Source organism: Streptomyces sp. NPDC005262 (genome assembly GCF_042872425.1).
GTDB lineage: Bacteria > Actinomycetota > Actinomycetes > Streptomycetales > Streptomycetaceae > Streptomyces.
The window spans coordinates 400,438-416,169 of sequence record NZ_JBIAKK010000006.1; the positions used below are offsets into that span (position 1 = coordinate 400,438).

Sequence of the window (15,732 nt, forward strand, 5' to 3'; positions counted from 1 at the left end):
ACCGGGATCACGGCAGCAGCCGTGGCCCCCGTTTCGCTGCGATGTCCTCGACCCATCCGAACAGGGCCACGGCCGCCGCGATCAGCACCCAGGCGATGGTGAACTGGAACCACATGCTGTCCAGCGGCAGATCCCGTTCGAACGCGGGAACGTTCCACATCAGATCGATCAGCGGGACGCTCGCCATCAGCGCGACCTCGTGCCACAGATAGATCGTCACGGCACGGGCATTGAAGACCTTCACGATCCGGTCGGCCACGCGGTGCCGGGCGAGGCCGCCGAAGTCGGGCCGGAAACGGAGCAGCAACAGGACGAATCCCGCTGACCACAGCGCCTGGGCGAGCGGGATGTCGTCGAGATCGTAGGAACCGTCGACCCGGTGGTGGAGGGCCCACCAGGCGCCCGCCGCCAGCAGGGCCGGTGCCACGGTGACGACGAGTGCGGGGCGCATCCGGTCGAGCACACCGTCGCGGTGGGCGAAGCCGAGCAGCCAGCAGAACAGGAAGACCGACAGGTCGCTGAGGGCACTGCCGAGGCGCCCGTCCGGCACACTCCCCACCGTCTCCAGGGCCACGACCGGCACGAGCGACAGTGCGAGCACGGGCAGCGGGGCCAGTCGGAAGGCGCGCAGCAGCAACGGCGACAGCAGCACGAACCACAGATATGTGCGCAGGTACCAGAGCACCGCCCACGCCTGCTCGCCCCACGCGTTGCCGGGGGGATCGCCGACCGGCAGCACCCAGTACAGGACATCGGGTCCCGGCAGCCAGCCGTGCAGCAGCATCGCCGTACCGATGACCAGCGCGAACACCCAGAGGGGGATCAGCAGTCTGCGCAGCCGGCCGCGGATGACGCGCACCGCGGGCCGCTCCAGCGAACGAGCCATGAGCGATCCGGCGAGTGCGAACATCACGCCCATGGACGGGAAGACCAGCCCCAGCCAGGGCCATTCGAACGTGTGATAGGTGATGACGCGGACCAGCGCGAAGGCCCGCAACGCGTCGAAGTAGCGGTCGCGGCCGCCCTTCGGGGCAGCCGGCACCACGGACTCGGCCGTCACCTCTTCCGTATGGACCGCGACCTGCGGTCCACCCCTGCGGTGTGCGCCTCCCATCAGCGCACCCCCGTGCCCGGGGCCGGTGTACCGACCTCACCGGTGCGCTTCAGCTTCTGCCAGCGCAGCCGGCCGCCGGTCGCGGCGGTGACGCACGAGTGGATCAGCACCAGATACATCAGCTGCCGGTACGCGATCTGCTGCAACGGCAGCATGAGCAGATACCGGTACCGCTCGCGGTCGAGACGGAACGCGTAGGCGGCGCAGACCAGTTGGACGAGCAGCACCGCCAGCCAGGCGAGCAGCGACGCCTTGAAGTCCACAAAGATCATCGCGTAGACCGTGAACACGTCGATGAGCGGCGCGAAGACCGGTGTGACGATCTGGAAGAGGACCACCAGCGGCATCCCGACCCGGCCGAAGCGGCCGGACGGCCCCCGGTCGGTGACCGACTTCCGGTGCTTCCACAACGCCTGCATCGTGCCGTAGCTCCAGCGGTAGCGCTGCCGCCACAACTGCCCCAGCGAGGCGGGCGCCTCGGTCCAGGCGCGCGCGTGCTCGGCGTAGACGACCCGCCATCCGGCGCGGTGCAGAGCGATCGTGATGTCGGTGTCCTCGGCGAGGGTGTCCTCGCTCATCCCGCCGACCTCCAGCACCGCGTCGCGGCGGAACGCCCCGATCGCGCCCGGGATGGTGGGCATGCAGCGCAGCAGGTCGTACATCCTGCGGTCGAGGTTGAAGCCCATCACGTACTCGATGTGCTGCCAGGCGCCGATCACGGTGCCGCGGTTTCCGACCTTGGCATTGCCGGCGACCGCACCGACCTCCGGGTCGCCGAACGGCTGCACGAGTCGCTGAACGGTGTCGGGTTCGAAGACGGTGTCGCCGTCCATCATCACCACGATGTCGTACCGCGCGTGCCGCACACCGTTGTTGAGCGCGGCGGGCTTGCCCGCGTTCGGCTGGCGGATCACCCGCACATTCGGCAGTCCCAGGGACTCGGCGATCTCGGCGGTGCCGTCGGTCGAGCCGTCGTCGACGACCACGATCTCGATGGGGTGGGTGCTCGCGGCCAGGGAGTTGAGGGTGTTGGCGATGCACTCCTTCTCGTTGTACGCGGGCACGATCACGCTGACCGGTCCGGTGACCGATGGGCCCCAGGAGAACCTGCGTCTGTTCCGCTGCCGGTAGTGGCGCCGCGCGAGGAGGAGCATGATCGCGAACCTGCCCAACACGGCCACGCCCACGACCGCCAGCACCCCGGCCAGACCTGGCACGGTCCATTCCGCGACGGCGACCGCACCGAGGAGGGCGCGGCCCTCCCAGAGCGTGGCGGTGTCGGCGGTACGGTGCGCGGCCTGCTCCGGGTTGCTCTGCCGGGCGTCACCGGCGATCGCGGGGGTGCCCTGCGGTGCCTGCGCCTGCTGTCCCTGCGCCTGCTGCCCCTCTGCCTGCTGTCCCTGTGCATTCTGCTGGGCGCCGCTGACCGTGGTGAAGGTGTAGCCCTTCGATTTCATCATCTTGATGTAACGGGGCAGCGCTTCGAGGGTCTGGGCGCGGTTGCCGCCCGCATCGTGGAAGAGCACCGAGGCGCCCTTTCCGTTCTTCGGTGTGGCCCACTTGATGATCTTGGAGACGCCCGGCTGCTGCCAGTCCTCGCTGTCCGTGTCGATGAAGACACTGGTGTAGCCCATCGCGCCGAGCTTCTGGTAGACGGGCCAGGTGTAGTTGTCGATCGCGTCGTTCGTCGACGAGTACGGGGCGCGGAAGAGTGTCGTCGTGATGCCCGCGGCTCCCGCCAGTGCGAGCTGTGTCTGTGCGATCTCCCGGGTGACGCGGGCCGCGCTCTGGTACGAGAGATCGACATGGGTGAAGGTGTGGACGCCGACCTCGTTGCCGTCGTCGACCATCCGGCGCACCACATCCGGGTAGCGCGAGATCATCGAGCCGACCAGGAAGAACGTGCCGGGCACATCGTTGTCGTCCAGGATGTCGAGCACCTTCTGGGTCCACTCGGGGTCCGGGCCGTCGTCGAAGGTGAGCACGATCGTCTTGTCCGGTACGGACCGGGTCCGCGCCGCGCCGCCCTGGAAGCTGAGGAACGGCCCGCCGTCGAGGACGCTGTCGGGCACCTTGCTCGCGCTCGCGTCGGAGCGGACGCGCTGGTCGTTTCCGACCTCGGCCCTCAGGTAGCCGTCGAGCAGCATCACGGAGACGAGGCCGAGCAGGAGCAGAAGAGCGATGATCACCCGCGGCTTGGGAACCGCCTGCCGGCGGACGCGTTCGATCCGGCTCGGCGTGGCATGCCGCCGCTGGGGTCGTACCTGATTCCGGTTCATCAAGGATCAGCCGGTCCCCGTGGTCGCGGACACCGACACGGACACGGATGCCGAGGGGGACGGGCCCGCCCCGTCGGCGGGAGGGCCGCTCGGTGGTGCGCCGGTGACTCCCGGGGGTGTGATCCCGTCGGGTCGGTGCTGGGCGGAGGGCGCGCCGTCGAAGGGAAGCAGCTCCGAGGGGGACATGGAGATGCCACCCATGAAGGCGAGGCCGAGCACGGCCGCGTAACCGACACAGGCGATGCCCAGGGCGATACCCGCACGGCGGAGCAGCCGGGCCCGGCGCCCGGAGCTGTCCACGAAGACGGGACCTTCCTGCGCTGCGGTGCCGGACAGGGGCCTGGGCAGGCCGGCGTGTTTGCGTCGGCCCTGGCCGAGCGAATTTTTCTCGATGGCGGTGTCGGAATGCATTTGCGCATGCTGACGAACTGCGATGTGCGAAGTCTGAGCCGTTCCTGGCCGAACGCTGTGAGAACGAGGAAAGTCTGTGGATGCACTGAGAACGCCACCGCGGACCAAGCCTGTTCGAAAGTATGCGATGTTTCGTCATATCCCTTTCGGCAGAGGGGGAATGGTTAATATCGAGGTGGCTCCACGGCCTGGCCCGCGCGGGAAATCATCCGGGTTCGGACACATGGCGATGTGTGAGAGGTTTTCGGGGTTCCCCGTTCTTCATTGTTGCTGTTTCGGGACAATTCTCATGAGAGCAGGTGCAAACTTTATGCGCATTTCACCGAACGGCTCTCCGAAGGGTGCGGCGGTCCGTGCGAGGCGGGCGACCTCCGTCGTCGCCGGACTCGTCGCGGTCGTGCTCGCCTGCTCGGCGTGTACGACGGGCGCGGCGGCGAACCAGGGCGGCGACTCCCGCTCCCGAGCGGGCGGCCCGACGGCCTCGGCCGCCACGACCGCCTACACCCCGTACGTCAGCGCCACGACCGCGGCCGATACCGACTCCGTCGGTTCCCCGGACACGTACAACCTCGCCTTCGTCGTCTCCGACGACGACAGCTGCGCCCCGCTCTGGGGCGGCACCGCCGAGCCCACCAGCCGTGCGGTGGCCGCACGCGTCGCCGCACTCACCGCGACCGGTGCGGACGTCCGGGTCTCGTTCGGCGGGGCCGCCGGGACCGAGCTGGCGCTCGCCTGCGACAGTGCCGAGGACCTGGCCGACGAGTACGCCCGGGTGCTCGACGCCGTGGGCGCCACCAAGGCCGACTTCGACATCGAGGGCGAGGCGCTGACCGACCGGGCGTCGATCACCCTCCGCGACAAGGCGCTCCGCCTGCTCCAGAAGAAGCGGCATCTCGACGTCACGTACACCCTGCCCGTGATGCCGGACGGCCTGGAGGCCACCGGGACGGACCTCCTGAGCGACGCCGCAGAGCAGCAGGTGGACCTCTCCGCGGTGAACATCATGGCCATGAACTACAGCACGTCCCACGACGGCGACATGAGCGATTATGCGCAGCGGGCCGCCGAAGCCACCCACGATCAGCTCACCGACGTGCTCGGGCTGTCGGACGCCGAGGCCTGGCAGGCGCTGCACCTCACGGTGATGCTCGGTGTCAACGACACGGCCGGAGAGACGTTCACCCTCGCCGACGCCGCCTCCTTGCGTGCCTTCGCCCGGCGGACCGGCGTCGGTGCGCTCTCCATGTGGGCCACCTTCCGCGACCGGGAATGCACCGACGAGGACACCACGAAGGCGAACGACACGTGCAGCGGGGTCGAGCAGGAACCAGGAGCCTTCGCGACGGCGCTCGGCGGGTGACCCCTGGTCAGTGCGTGGCGCCGGCGCGTACGTCGCTGCGTACCAGGGTCATCAGCGAGCGGGCGCCGGGGCTCATCGCCCCGGCGGCCGGAAGCACCACGACACTCTCGTAGAAGGGCTGGTCGGCCCCGTCCAGCTCCACCGCGACCAGCCCCAGGGCCTCGGGCTTGCGCGAGAAGTGGTGCGGCACCACGGCGATCCCCAGCCCCTCGTGCACCAGCTCCAGCAGGCTGTGCACGTCGTTCACCTCAAGGCCCACCGTGCGGCGCACCCGCGCCGTCGCGAACGCCTCGTCGGCGGCGCGGCGCGGCCCCCAGTCCGGATGGAAGTCGATGAACGACTCACCGGGAAGCTCGTCGAACGGGACGCGGAGCGCCTGCGCGAACCGGTGGCCGGGGGCGCACAGGACGACCATGCGCTCCCGGGCCAGCGGGATCAGCTCGCCACGCCACTCCCCGGCACTCACCGCCGCGGCGAACGCGATGTCGAGCCGGCCGCCCGCCACCCCGTCCACCAGACTCGACGTGCCCTCCTGGCGGAGCCGGATCTCCATCTGTGGGTGTTCGCGGTGGAAGGCCGCGAGCAGGCGCGGGACCCGCACACCGGCCACACACTGCTCGACCCCCACCGTCAGTGTGCCGCGCAGCAGTCCCCGTACCGCATCGACGGCGTCCTTCGCCGCCCGTGCGCCCGCCAGTGTGCGCTCCGCCTCCACGAGCAGTGCGCGGCCCGCCTCGGTCAGCCGCACGGTGCGAGTGGTCCGGCTGAACAGCGGGGTCTTCAACTCCTGCTCCAGGGAGCGGATGGAGGCCGACAGCCCGGACTGCGACACGGCGACCCGTTCGGCGGCACGGGTGAAGTGCTGCTCCTCGGCGACGGCGATGAAATGTTCCAGCTGGCGCAACTCCATGATTGAGAAACATAGACGATAAATCCAACCTGAATCTTCTGTTGGACTGCTGGATCGATGTCGGGGAGCCTGGAGACCCACGCATTCCCGCACCCTCCCTCTCCGTGGAGCCCCGCATGTACCTCCCGTCGCCCGACCGCTACCAGGCCATGCCGTACCGGCGCACCGGACGCAGCGGTCTGCTGCTCCCCGCGCTCTCGCTCGGGCTCTGGCACAACTTCGGAAGCGACCGGAGCGCGGACACCCAGGGGCAGATCCTGCGCCGGGCGTTCGACCTCGGCATCACACACTTCGATCTCGCCAACAACTACGGCCCGCCGCCCGGCGCCGCCGAGAGCGCGATGGGACGCGCCCTGACGACGGACTTCGCCCGGCTCCGGGACGAGATCGTCATCTCCACCAAGGCGGGCTACCTGATGTGGGACGGGCCGTACGGGGAGTGGGGATCGCGCAAGTCCGTGCTCTCGTCGCTCGACCGGAGCCTCACCCGGCTCGGTCTCGACTACGTCGACATCTTCTACTCCCACCGGCCCGACCCGGACACTCCGCTCGAAGAGACCATGGGGGCGCTGGACTCGGCGGTACGGCAGGGCAAGGCGCTCTACGTCGGCCTCTCCAACTACTCGCCGGAGCAGACCCGGGAGGCGGCCAGGATCCTCAAGGACCTCGGCACCCCGCTGCTGATCCACCAGCCGCGCTACTCGATGCTGGACCGCCGGGTCGAGGACGGCCTGCTCACGGCGCTGGACGAGCTGGGCGTCGGCTCCATCGCCTACTCTCCGCTGGAACAGGGCATCCTCTCCGACCGCTATCTGCAGGGGATCCCGGCCGGCTCGCGTGCGGCGGGCGACAGCCCCTTCCTGACGCCCGAGTCGGTCACCCCGGAGCTGATCAGCCGGCTGCGCGCGCTGGACAAGGTCGCCTCCGAGCGCGGGCAGTCACTGGCACAGATGGCGCTGGCCTGGGTTCTGCGGGGCGGACGGGTCACGTCGGCCGTGGTCGGGGCGAGCAGCGTCGCCCAGTTGGAGAACAGCGTCGACGCGGTGCGGCACCTGGAGTTCAGCGACGAGGAACTGGCCCGGATCGAGGAACTTCTGAAGACCTCCTGAGGGGGGCGCTGCTCTTCGGAGGAGGGTGGACCGGGCAGCCCGCCCGGTCCACCCGGGAACGGGGCCGTACCTCGGGCCGGCGAACGGTGACCCGATCCACCGGTCGCCATGCGGTCGGCAGCCGTCTTCACCCGGACGGTCGGCCGATGTCACTCGGCTGCTGCCCGGGCCGCGCCGTACAGGCCGGCTCCGGAAACGCTGGATGCGTCGCCCCCCTCCTCCCGAAGAGAGAACCGCATGGCTGTGTCACCCGTTCTCGCGCCGCGGCACCGGCGAATACGTCCGACACGTTCCCGTCGTGGGCATGCGACCGCGGCCGCACTGACCGCAATGGTCCTCGCCGGAGCCACCGGATCGGCAGCGGCCGACACGGGTACCACAGTCGTCACCAAACCGACCGTCGTGCTGGTGCACGGTGCGTTCGCCGACGCCTCCAGCTGGAACGCCGTCGTCGAACGGCTGCAGGGCGACGGATACAGCGTCGTCGCCCCGGCCAATCCGCTCCGGGGACTGGCGGGGGACTCCGCGTACATAGCCGGCTTCCTCAAGAGCATCCAGGGACCGATCGTGCTGGTCGGGCACTCCTACGGCGGTGCGGTGATCAGCACCGCCGCCGCGGGGAACTCCCAGGTGAAGTCGCTGGTGTTCGTCAACGCGTTCATGCCGGACCAGGGCGAGGCCCTCGGCGCACTGGGCGACAGGTTCCCGGGCAGTGAACTCTCCTCGGCCCTCCGGCCCGTACCGTTCCGCAACAGCGACGGGACCACCGGTACGGACCTCTACCTGCGGGCCGCGAAGTTCCACCAGGCCTTTGCCGCGGACCTCCCGGCGGCCGTGGCGGCCGTGATGGCCGCCACCCAACGCCCCATCGCCGCCTCCGCGTTCATGGACAAGGCTGCCGAAGCCGCGTGGAAGACCATCCCGTCCTGGGCCCTCGTCTCCACCCGGGACAAGGCCATCTCCCCGGCTCTTGAGCGCTTCGAGGCGCAGCGCGCCCGCGCACAGACGGTCGAGGTCGACGCGTCCCACGTCGCCCTGGTGTCGCACCCGGACGCGGTCGCCGATCTCATCCGCCAGGCCGCCACCGGCGGCAGGTCGACCGCCCAGCCGTCCCTGGCCGGCACGGGCCTGAACACACTGGTCCTGGCAGGCCTCGGTCTTCTTGCGGGCGGGACCGTACTGACGGGCTGCGGCCTCATCGGGGCGGCCCGCAAGCGACGTGAACCCAGGCGCTGACCCGCACCGCCGAGCCCCGCCGCCGGCGCAGTCACCGACCGCGTACCGCCGGCGCCGGCATCCCCCGTACGCCCGGCTCCGAGATCCCGACGGTCTTGCACTGGACTGGACCTCTGGAGCTGAAAACACCTCTGGCCTGGGACTCCGCCGCCGCGTACGGTGTTGCGGCAGGAAGATCGCAACGACTTCTGACCTGTGAGAGGACCGGTGCATCGTGAAGATCCTCATCAGCGCGGACATGGAGGGCGCCACGGGGGTGACCTGGCCGGCCGACGTGCTGCCCGGCACCCCGCAGTGGGAGCGCTGCCGCTCGATGTTCACCTCCGATGTGAACGCGGCGGCCCTCGGCTTCTACGACGGGGGCGCCGATGAGGTGCTCATCAACGAGGCGCACTGGTCCATGCGCAACCTCCTGCTCGAGCGGCTCGACGACCGGGTCCAGATGCTCACCGGCAAGCACAAGTCCCTCAGCATGGTCGAGGGCATCCAGCACGGGGACGTCGACGCGATCGCGTTCGTCGGCTATCACACGGGAGCCGGTACGGAGGGTGTGCTCGCGCACACCTACCTCGCCAACTCCATCACCGGAGTCTGGCTGAACGGCGTCCGTGCCAGCGAGGGGCTGCTCAACGCCCATGTCGCCGCCGAGTACGGCGTGCCCGTCGTCCTCGTCACCGGCGACGACCTGACCTGCGTGGACGCGGACGGATACGCCCCCGAGGCCCGCAAGGTCGCCGTGAAGGACTACGTGTCGCGGTACGCGGCGGTGTGCCGCACCCCGGCCCGTACCGCCGCCGACATCCGGGCCGCCGCCAAGGAGGCGACCGCGCTCGCCGGGCGCAGTGATCCGGTGCGGGGCGGCTCGTTCACCGTGGAGCTGGAGTTCGACGCCGAGCACCTGGCGGCGGCTGCGACCGTCGTCCCCGGCGTGGCGCCGAGCGGTGAGCGGCGTGTCGCCTACACCAGTACGACGATGTACGACGGTATTCGCACGTTCAAGGCGGTGACGACGATCGTGTCGTCCGCTGTGGAGGAGCAGTATGGCTGAGGTGACCACCCCCCAGGACTCCGTCGACGGTCTGGCGCTCGACGAATCGGTGACGTTCACCTCCGAACTGATCCGGATCGACACGACGAACCGGGGCGCCGGCGACTGCAGGGAGCGCCCGGCCGCCGAGTACGTGGCAGAACGGCTGGCCGCCGCCGGAACGACACCCGCGCTGCTGGAACGCACCCCGGGCCGCACCAACGTGGTCGCCAGGATCGAGGGCACCGACCCGTCCGCCGACGCACTCCTGGTGCACGGTCATCTCGACGTCGTGCCCGCCGAGGCCGACGACTGGACCGTGCACCCCTTCTCCGGGGAGGTCCGCGACGGGGTCGTCTGGGGCCGTGGCGCGATCGACATGAAGAACATGGACGCGATGGTCCTCGCCGTCGTCCGGGCCTGGGCCCGGGCCGGTATCCGGCCCCGCAGGGACATCGTGATCGCGTACACCGCCGACGAGGAGGCCAGCGCCGCCGACGGCTCCGGCTTCCTCGCCGACCAGCATCCCGAACTCTTCGAAGGGTGTACGGAGGGCATCAGCGAGTCCGGTGCCTTCACCTTCCACGCCGGACCGAAGATGCCGCTCTACCCGATCGCCGCCGGCGAGCGCGGCACCGGATGGCTGAAGCTCACCGCCCACGGGAAGGCGGGCCACGGCTCCAAGGTCAACAAGGCGAACGCCGTCAGCACACTCGCCGCCGCCGTCGCCCGGATCGGCGCGCACGAATGGCCGGTGCGGCTCACCCCGACCGTACGCTCGGCGCTCACCGAGATCGCCGCGCTGCACGGGATCCGGGTGGATGCCGACGCTCCCGGATTCGACGTGGACGGGCTGCTCGCCAAGCTCGGACCGGCCGCCGCACTGGTCGAACCCACCGTCAGGAACAGCACCAACCCGACGATGCTGGAGGCCGGTTACAAGGTCAATGTGATCCCGGGCCACGCCGTCGCCTACATCGACGGCCGGATGGTGCCCGGTGGCGAGGACGAGTTCCACGCCACCCTGGACCGGCTGACCGGACCCGATGTCGACTGGGAGTTCCACCACCGCGAGGTCGCCCTGCAGGCCCCGGTGGACTCGCCGACGTACGCGAAGATGCGCGCCGCCGTCGAACGTTTCGACCCGGACGGTCATGTCGTCCCGTACTGCATGTCGGGCGGCACGGATGCCAAGCAGTTCTCCCGCCTCGGCATCACCGGCTACGGCTTCTCACCGCTGAAGCTCCCGATGGGCTTCGACTACCAGGCGCTCTTCCACGGCGTCGACGAACGCGTGCCCGTCGAGGCGCTGCACTTCGGCGTCCGCGTGCTCGACCACTATCTGCGCACCGCCTGACCCGCACCGGGGGGATTTGATCATGGTGTCCACAGGGGCTTACGGAACATGGCCGTCACCGGTCGACGCGCGGCTCGCCGCGTCGCACGACGGCCGCCCGGAATACGTCGGCGTGGTCGGCGACGAGGTGTGGTGGACGGAGCCGCGCCCGGCCGAGGCGGGCCGCCGCGCCCTGGTCCGCCGCCGGGCGGACGGGACCACCGAGTCAGTGCTGCCCGTTCCGTGGAACGTCCGCAGCCGCGTCATCGAGTACGGCGGACGACCCTGGGCGGGCGCCGGCCGTACCGACGGCGGACCGCTCGTCGTCTTCGTGAACTTCACCGACCAGCGGCTGTACGCGTACGCGCCGGACGGGTCCGGCGAGCCGTGGCCGCTGACCCCGCTGTCGGGCGTCGGCGGCGGACTGCGCTGGGTCGACCCGCAGCTGCACCTCGACCGGGGCGAGCGGGGCGAAGTGTGGTGTGTCCTGGAGGAGTTCACCGGCGAGGCGCCCACCGACGTACGACGGGTGATCGCCGCCGTGCCGCTGGACGGTTCGGCGGCCGAGGACCGTGGCGCGGTGCGCGAACTCTCCGACGACCGGCACCGCTTCGTCACCGGACCGAAGGTCTCGCCCGACGGGCGGCGGGTGGCGTGGATCGCCTGGGACCATCCGCGGATGCCGTGGGACGGCACCGAGGTGATGCTCGCCGACATCGCCGACGACGGCACCTTCCGCAGCGCCCGGAGCTTCTGCGGCGGACCCGAGGAATCGGTGCCACAGGTCGAATGGACCGCCGACGGACAACTCCTCTTCGCGAGCGACCGCACCGGCTGGTGGAACCTCTACCGTGCCGATCCGCACCGGGACGCGGTGGCGCTCTGCACACAGGAGCAGGAGTTCGCCGGACCCCTGTGGAAGATCGGGCTCGGCTGGTTCCGGCCGCTGGAGAACGGACTGATCGCCACCATCCACGGTAAGGGCACCACCACCCTCGGCATCCTCGATCCGGAGACCGGCGAACTCGCCGACATCGCGGGGCCCTGGACCGAATGGGCCGAGACGCTCGCCGTGCACGGAAGCCGGGTCATCGGCGTCGCCGCGAGCCCGCGGAGCGCGTACGAGATCGTGGAGCTGGACACCACGACCGGCCGCAGCCGCATCATCGGCGCCCGGCACCGGGACGAGGTCGATCCCGCCTACTACCCCGAACCTCACCAGCGCACCTTCACGGGGCCCGACGGCCGCGACATCCACACCCACATCTACCCGCCACGCAACCCTGAACGGGTCGGCCCGCAAGGGGAGTTGCCGCCCTACGTGGTGTGGGCGCACGGCGGCCCCACCGGGCACGCCGCGCTCGTCCTCGACCTGGAGATCGCCTACTTCACCTCGCGCGGCATCGGCGTCGCCGAGGTCAACTACGGCGGTTCCACCGGCTACGGCAGGACGTACCGCAACCGGCTGCGCCGGCAGTGGGGCGTCGTCGACGTGGAGGACTGCGCCGCCGTCGCCCAGGCGCTGGCCGCCGAAGGCGCGGCCGACCCGAAGCGGCTCGCCATCCGCGGCGGCAGCGCCGGCGGCTGGACCACTGCTGCCTCGTTGACCAGTACCGATGTCTACGCGTGCGGCACCATCAGCTACCCCATCCTCGACCTGACCGGCTGGGGCACCGACGAGACCCATGACTTCGAGTCGCAGTACCTGGAGTCCCTGGTCGGCCCGCTCGCCGAGGTCCCGGACCGCTACCGCACACGGTCGCCGATCAACCGGACCGACCGGCTGACCACGCCGTTCCTGCTGCTCCAGGGGCTCGACGACGTGATCTGCCCGCCGGCTCAGTGCGAGCGGTTCCTGGCTGCGATCGAAGGCCGCGGCATCCCGCACGCCTATCTCGCGTTCGAGGGGGAGAGCCATGGGTTCCGGCGTGCCGACACCATGATCGCCGCACTGGAGGCCGAACTCTCCCTCTACGCACAGACCTTCGGGATCGACCGCCCCGACGTACCGCAACTGGAGCTGAAGAAGTGACGCTGACTCCTCTGACCCGCGCCGCCCGCCTGCGACCGGGTGCCCGGGTCGCCGTCGTGTCGCCCAGCGGACCGGTGCCCGTCGACCGCCTGGAAGCAGGCCTCGATGTGCTGCGCGGCTGGGGCCTGGAGCCCTTCGAGATGCCTCATGTCCGGGCCGTGCACCCGGAGTTGGGCTATCTCGCGGGTGCGGACGAGGAGCGTGCCCGGGACCTCCAGGAGGCCTGGTGCGATCCGTCGGTCGAAGCGGTGATGTGCGCCCGTGGCGGGTACGGGGCACACCGCATGGTCGACCTGGTCGACTGGGCGGCGATGCGCGCGGCCGGGCCCAAGGTGTTCGTCGGCTACAGCGACATCACCGTGCTGCACGAGGCGTTCGCCCGGCACATGGGGCTCTCGACGTTGCACGGCCCGATGGCCGCCACGGAGACCTTCCTCAAGGACCCGGACACCCAGGAGTCGCTGCGGGCCACCCTGTTCGAGCCGGAGTCGGTACGGACCCTCGGCCTTCGCACGGCCGGGGTGCTGGTGCCCGGCCGGGCCCGAGGCATCACGTACGGCGGCTGCGTGAGCCTGCTCGCCGCCGACATCGGCACCCCGCACGCCCGGACGTCCGCGCGGGGCGGGCTGCTGATGATCGAGGACACGACGGAGGATCCGTACCACCTCGACCGTATCCTCACCCAGCTCCTGAGGGCCGGGGCGCTGTCCGGGACATCCGGGGTCGCCTGCGGCTCCTGGCAGGGCTGCGAACCGTACGAGGAGGTGCGTGCGGTACTCGCCGACCGGCTCGGCGGGCTCGGCGTGCCCGTCGTCGAGGAGCTGGGCTTCGGGCACGGCCCGACGGCGCTCACGATCCCGCTCGGTGTGCCCGCGGTGCTGGACGCCCCGGAGGACGGCGGGCCTGGCACGCTCACGGTCGAGGTGCCCGCGCTGATCTGAACGTAGTCCGGATGCGAAGAAGTTGAACATCCTTCAGGAAACGCTGCCGTGAGCGTTGACACCGTTATGACGCGTAACACAGCATGAGCGCGCCCCAGTCCCTACTGGTCGGTAAGCTGCCCTCGCTGTGGAGGTCTTCGTGTCACGCGCTGTTCGCAGATCCCGGTCCCGTAAGTCCTTCGCCTACGTAGCCGGGGCGGCGCTCGCCGCACCTCTGGCCCTCACCGGCGCGGCGCACGCCGCCCCCACGGCCGCCGCTTCCGAATACACCGTCACCGCACTGAAGTTCACCGTAACGGCGGGCGGTCGCTCCTGCACCGTCGACGCCGACCTCTACCGCCCTGCCGGGGCCGACGCCGCTCACCCCGCCCCCGCCGTCCTCGCCACCAACGGCTTCGGCGGCAGCAAGTCGGACGGCTCGACCGACGCCATCGGCAAGGCCTTCGCCTCCCGCGGTTACGTCGGACTCGTCTACTCCGGCCTCGGCTTCGGCAAGTCCGGCTGTCTGATCACGCTCGACGACCCGGCGATCGACGGCAGGGCAGCCACCGGGCTCATCGACTTCCTCGCGGGGACCCGCGCCGCCGACGACGGGACGAAGGCCGACTTCGTCACCAAGGACGGCAAGGGCGACCCACGCGTCGGCATGATCGGCGGCTCGTACGGCGGCGCCGTCCAGATGGCCACGGCAGCCGTCGACCGCCGCGTCGACGCCCTCGTCCCGCTGATCACCTGGAACGACCTGTCGTACGCGCTCGACCCCAACAACACGGCCACGAGCAAGGGCGTCTCCTCGGACACCCCAGGTGTCTTCAAGTGGCAGTGGACCAACGGCTTCTACCTGATGGGGGAGGGGCAGCCGATCCTCGCCCCCAGCCTCGACCCGTCCCGGTTCGGTAACCTCACCTGTCTGCACTTTGCCGCGCAGGCCTGCGACACGATCCGTCTGCTCAACTCCGGCCGCTACCCGGCCGACGGAGCCGGCGCGATGCTCGACTACGCGCGCAGCGTCTCCCCGGTCTCCTACCTCGGCAAGGTCAAGGCACCCACCCTGCTGGTCCAGGGCCAGACCGACAGCCTGTTCAACCTGAACGAGGCCGCCGCCACGTACCGGACGCTCGAGTCGCAGGGCACCGCGACAAAAATGATCTGGCAGTCCTGGGGCCACAGCGGCGGCCAGGTGCCCGGTGAGCTCGACCTGAACCAAGGCAACCTGGAGACCAGTTACGTCGGACGGCGCGTGCTCGCCTGGTTCGACCGATACCTCCGGCACAGCAAGAGCACCGACACCGGTCCCGAGTTCGCCTACTACCGTGACTGGAAGACCGGCTACGGCACCGCGGCGGCCGTGCCCGCGCTGTCGCAGAAGGTCTACCTCTCCGGTGACGGCAAGCTCGTCGACAACCGCTCCGAGGTCACCCGCGGCAGCCGCCGTTACGCCAACTGGCTGGTGCCGACGAGTCACTCGGAGAGCTCGCTCGCCGGCCTCGTCGGACTGCCCGACCCCGAGCCGTACGACACCCATGGCACCTACCTCGGCTGGACCAGCGCCCCGCTGGCCTCCGCCGTCGATGTCGTCGGCGCGCCGAGAGCCACCCTGAAGGTCGTCTCGCCGAAGACGGAACGCGTCCAGAACAGCGGTGACGCCGCCGACAAGCTGGTCCTGTTCGCCAAGGTGTACGACGTGGCGCCGGACGGCTCCAGGACACTGGTGAACCGCCTCGTGTCCCCGGTGCGGGTACCGGACGTCACCCGGCGGTTCACCGTGCAGCTGCCGGGCATCGTGCACCGGTACCGGGCGGGGCACCGGCTCGAGTTCGTGATCGCGGCCAGCGACAGCGCGTACTTCGGCAACCGTGGCATCAAGCCGGTCACGGTCGTCAGCGCCCCGGACGACACGGGGGTGCTGGAGCTGCCCGTGGTCGCCGGCCGGGTGAACTGAAACCGGGCGGACCGACCTGGGCCGGAGCGTCACCC

12 protein-coding genes are annotated in these 15,732 nt (G+C 70.2%); 8 read left to right on the forward strand and 4 right to left on the reverse strand.

All coding sequences use genetic code 11. From position 1 onward, the window contains the following. Positions 1 to 7: 7 nt before the first annotated feature. Genes ACFYP5_RS18840 through ACFYP5_RS18850 form a run of 3 tightly spaced genes read right to left on the reverse strand, consistent with a single transcriptional unit; the run spans position 8 to position 3,804 of the window. Positions 8 to 1,114 carry an acyltransferase gene (locus ACFYP5_RS18840; protein WP_389036970.1) on the reverse strand — a complete coding sequence of 369 codons (1,107 nt, stop codon included), beginning with the start codon at positions 1,112 to 1,114 and terminating at the stop codon, positions 8 to 10. Next, the gene (locus ACFYP5_RS18845) at positions 1,114 to 3,393 is read right to left on the reverse strand and encodes a bifunctional polysaccharide deacetylase/glycosyltransferase family 2 protein (RefSeq protein ID WP_389036973.1); all 2,280 of its coding nucleotides are present in this window, start codon (positions 3,391 to 3,393) and stop codon (positions 1,114 to 1,116) included. Before ACFYP5_RS18845 ends, ACFYP5_RS18840 begins: the two co-directional genes overlap by 1 nt. 6 nt (positions 3,394 to 3,399) lie before the next feature. Continuing rightward, complete coding sequence (locus ACFYP5_RS18850) at positions 3,400 to 3,804, reverse strand: hypothetical protein (protein ID WP_389036976.1); 405 nt, start codon at positions 3,802 to 3,804, stop codon at positions 3,400 to 3,402. 310 nt (positions 3,805 to 4,114) lie between these two features. On the opposite strand from ACFYP5_RS18850, the gene ACFYP5_RS18855 reads away from it, so the two are divergent. Next, positions 4,115 to 5,164 (forward strand): chitinase, encoded by a 1,050-nt coding sequence (locus ACFYP5_RS18855; protein ID WP_389036979.1) that lies wholly within the window; start codon positions 4,115 to 4,117, stop codon positions 5,162 to 5,164. A 7-nt stretch (positions 5,165 to 5,171) separates the two neighbouring features. Here the strand turns inward: ACFYP5_RS18855 and ACFYP5_RS18860 are convergent, their stop codons facing one another. Beyond that, on the reverse strand, positions 5,172 to 6,074 hold the full coding sequence (locus tag ACFYP5_RS18860) for a LysR family transcriptional regulator (protein WP_389036982.1): 903 nt from the start codon (positions 6,072 to 6,074) through the stop codon (positions 5,172 to 5,174). A gap of 116 nt (positions 6,075 to 6,190) precedes the next feature. Between ACFYP5_RS18860 and ACFYP5_RS18865 the strand changes: the two genes are divergently transcribed. The 7 genes from ACFYP5_RS18865 (at position 6,191) to ACFYP5_RS18895 (ending at position 15,697) form a co-directional block, all read left to right on the forward strand. Further along, on the forward strand, positions 6,191 to 7,183 hold the full coding sequence (locus ACFYP5_RS18865) for an aldo/keto reductase (protein WP_389036984.1): 993 nt from the start codon (positions 6,191 to 6,193) through the stop codon (positions 7,181 to 7,183). Between the two features lie 237 nt (positions 7,184 to 7,420). Continuing rightward, entirely contained in the window at positions 7,421 to 8,419 is a 999-nt protein-coding gene (locus tag ACFYP5_RS18870) for an alpha/beta fold hydrolase (protein ID WP_389036987.1), read from the forward strand. 214 nt (positions 8,420 to 8,633) lie between these two features. After that, a complete protein-coding gene (locus ACFYP5_RS18875) occupies positions 8,634 to 9,467 on the forward strand; it encodes a M55 family metallopeptidase (protein WP_389036990.1) in 834 nt (277 codons plus the stop codon). Further along, entirely contained in the window at positions 9,460 to 10,803 is a 1,344-nt protein-coding gene (locus ACFYP5_RS18880; protein ID WP_389036993.1) for a M20/M25/M40 family metallo-hydrolase, read from the forward strand. The genes ACFYP5_RS18875 and ACFYP5_RS18880 overlap by 8 nt, the downstream gene beginning before the upstream one ends. A 22-nt stretch (positions 10,804 to 10,825) precedes the next feature. Beyond that, positions 10,826 to 12,814, forward strand: coding sequence for a prolyl oligopeptidase family serine peptidase (locus ACFYP5_RS18885; protein ID WP_389036996.1), 1,989 nt, complete (start codon positions 10,826 to 10,828; stop codon positions 12,812 to 12,814). After that, positions 12,811 to 13,755 (forward strand): LD-carboxypeptidase, encoded by a 945-nt coding sequence (locus ACFYP5_RS18890; protein WP_389036998.1) that lies wholly within the window; start codon positions 12,811 to 12,813, stop codon positions 13,753 to 13,755. Before ACFYP5_RS18885 ends, ACFYP5_RS18890 begins: the two co-directional genes overlap by 4 nt. Positions 13,756 to 13,882: 127 nt before the next feature. Then, complete coding sequence (locus ACFYP5_RS18895; RefSeq protein ID WP_389037001.1) at positions 13,883 to 15,697, forward strand: CocE/NonD family hydrolase; 1,815 nt, start codon at positions 13,883 to 13,885, stop codon at positions 15,695 to 15,697. Positions 15,698 to 15,732: the final 35 nt, after the last annotated feature.

Coding starts and splice junctions, on each gene's coding strand:
- ACFYP5_RS18840 (WP_389036970.1), bottom strand. CDS start 1,114: ATGGGAGGCGCACACCGCAGGGGTGGACCGCAGGTCGCGGTCCATACG.
- ACFYP5_RS18845 (WP_389036973.1), bottom strand. CDS start 3,393: ATGAACCGGAATCAGGTACGACCCCAGCGGCGGCATGCCACGCCGAGC.
- ACFYP5_RS18850 (WP_389036976.1), bottom strand. CDS start 3,804: ATGCATTCCGACACCGCCATCGAGAAAAATTCGCTCGGCCAGGGCCGA.
- ACFYP5_RS18855 (WP_389036979.1), top strand. CDS start 4,115: ATGCGCATTTCACCGAACGGCTCTCCGAAGGGTGCGGCGGTCCGTGCG.
- ACFYP5_RS18860 (WP_389036982.1), bottom strand. CDS start 6,074: ATGGAGTTGCGCCAGCTGGAACATTTCATCGCCGTCGCCGAGGAGCAG.
- ACFYP5_RS18865 (WP_389036984.1), top strand. CDS start 6,191: ATGTACCTCCCGTCGCCCGACCGCTACCAGGCCATGCCGTACCGGCGC.
- ACFYP5_RS18870 (WP_389036987.1), top strand. CDS start 7,421: ATGGCTGTGTCACCCGTTCTCGCGCCGCGGCACCGGCGAATACGTCCG.
- ACFYP5_RS18880 (WP_389036993.1), top strand. CDS start 9,460: ATGGCTGAGGTGACCACCCCCCAGGACTCCGTCGACGGTCTGGCGCTC.
- ACFYP5_RS18885 (WP_389036996.1), top strand. CDS start 10,826: ATGGTGTCCACAGGGGCTTACGGAACATGGCCGTCACCGGTCGACGCG.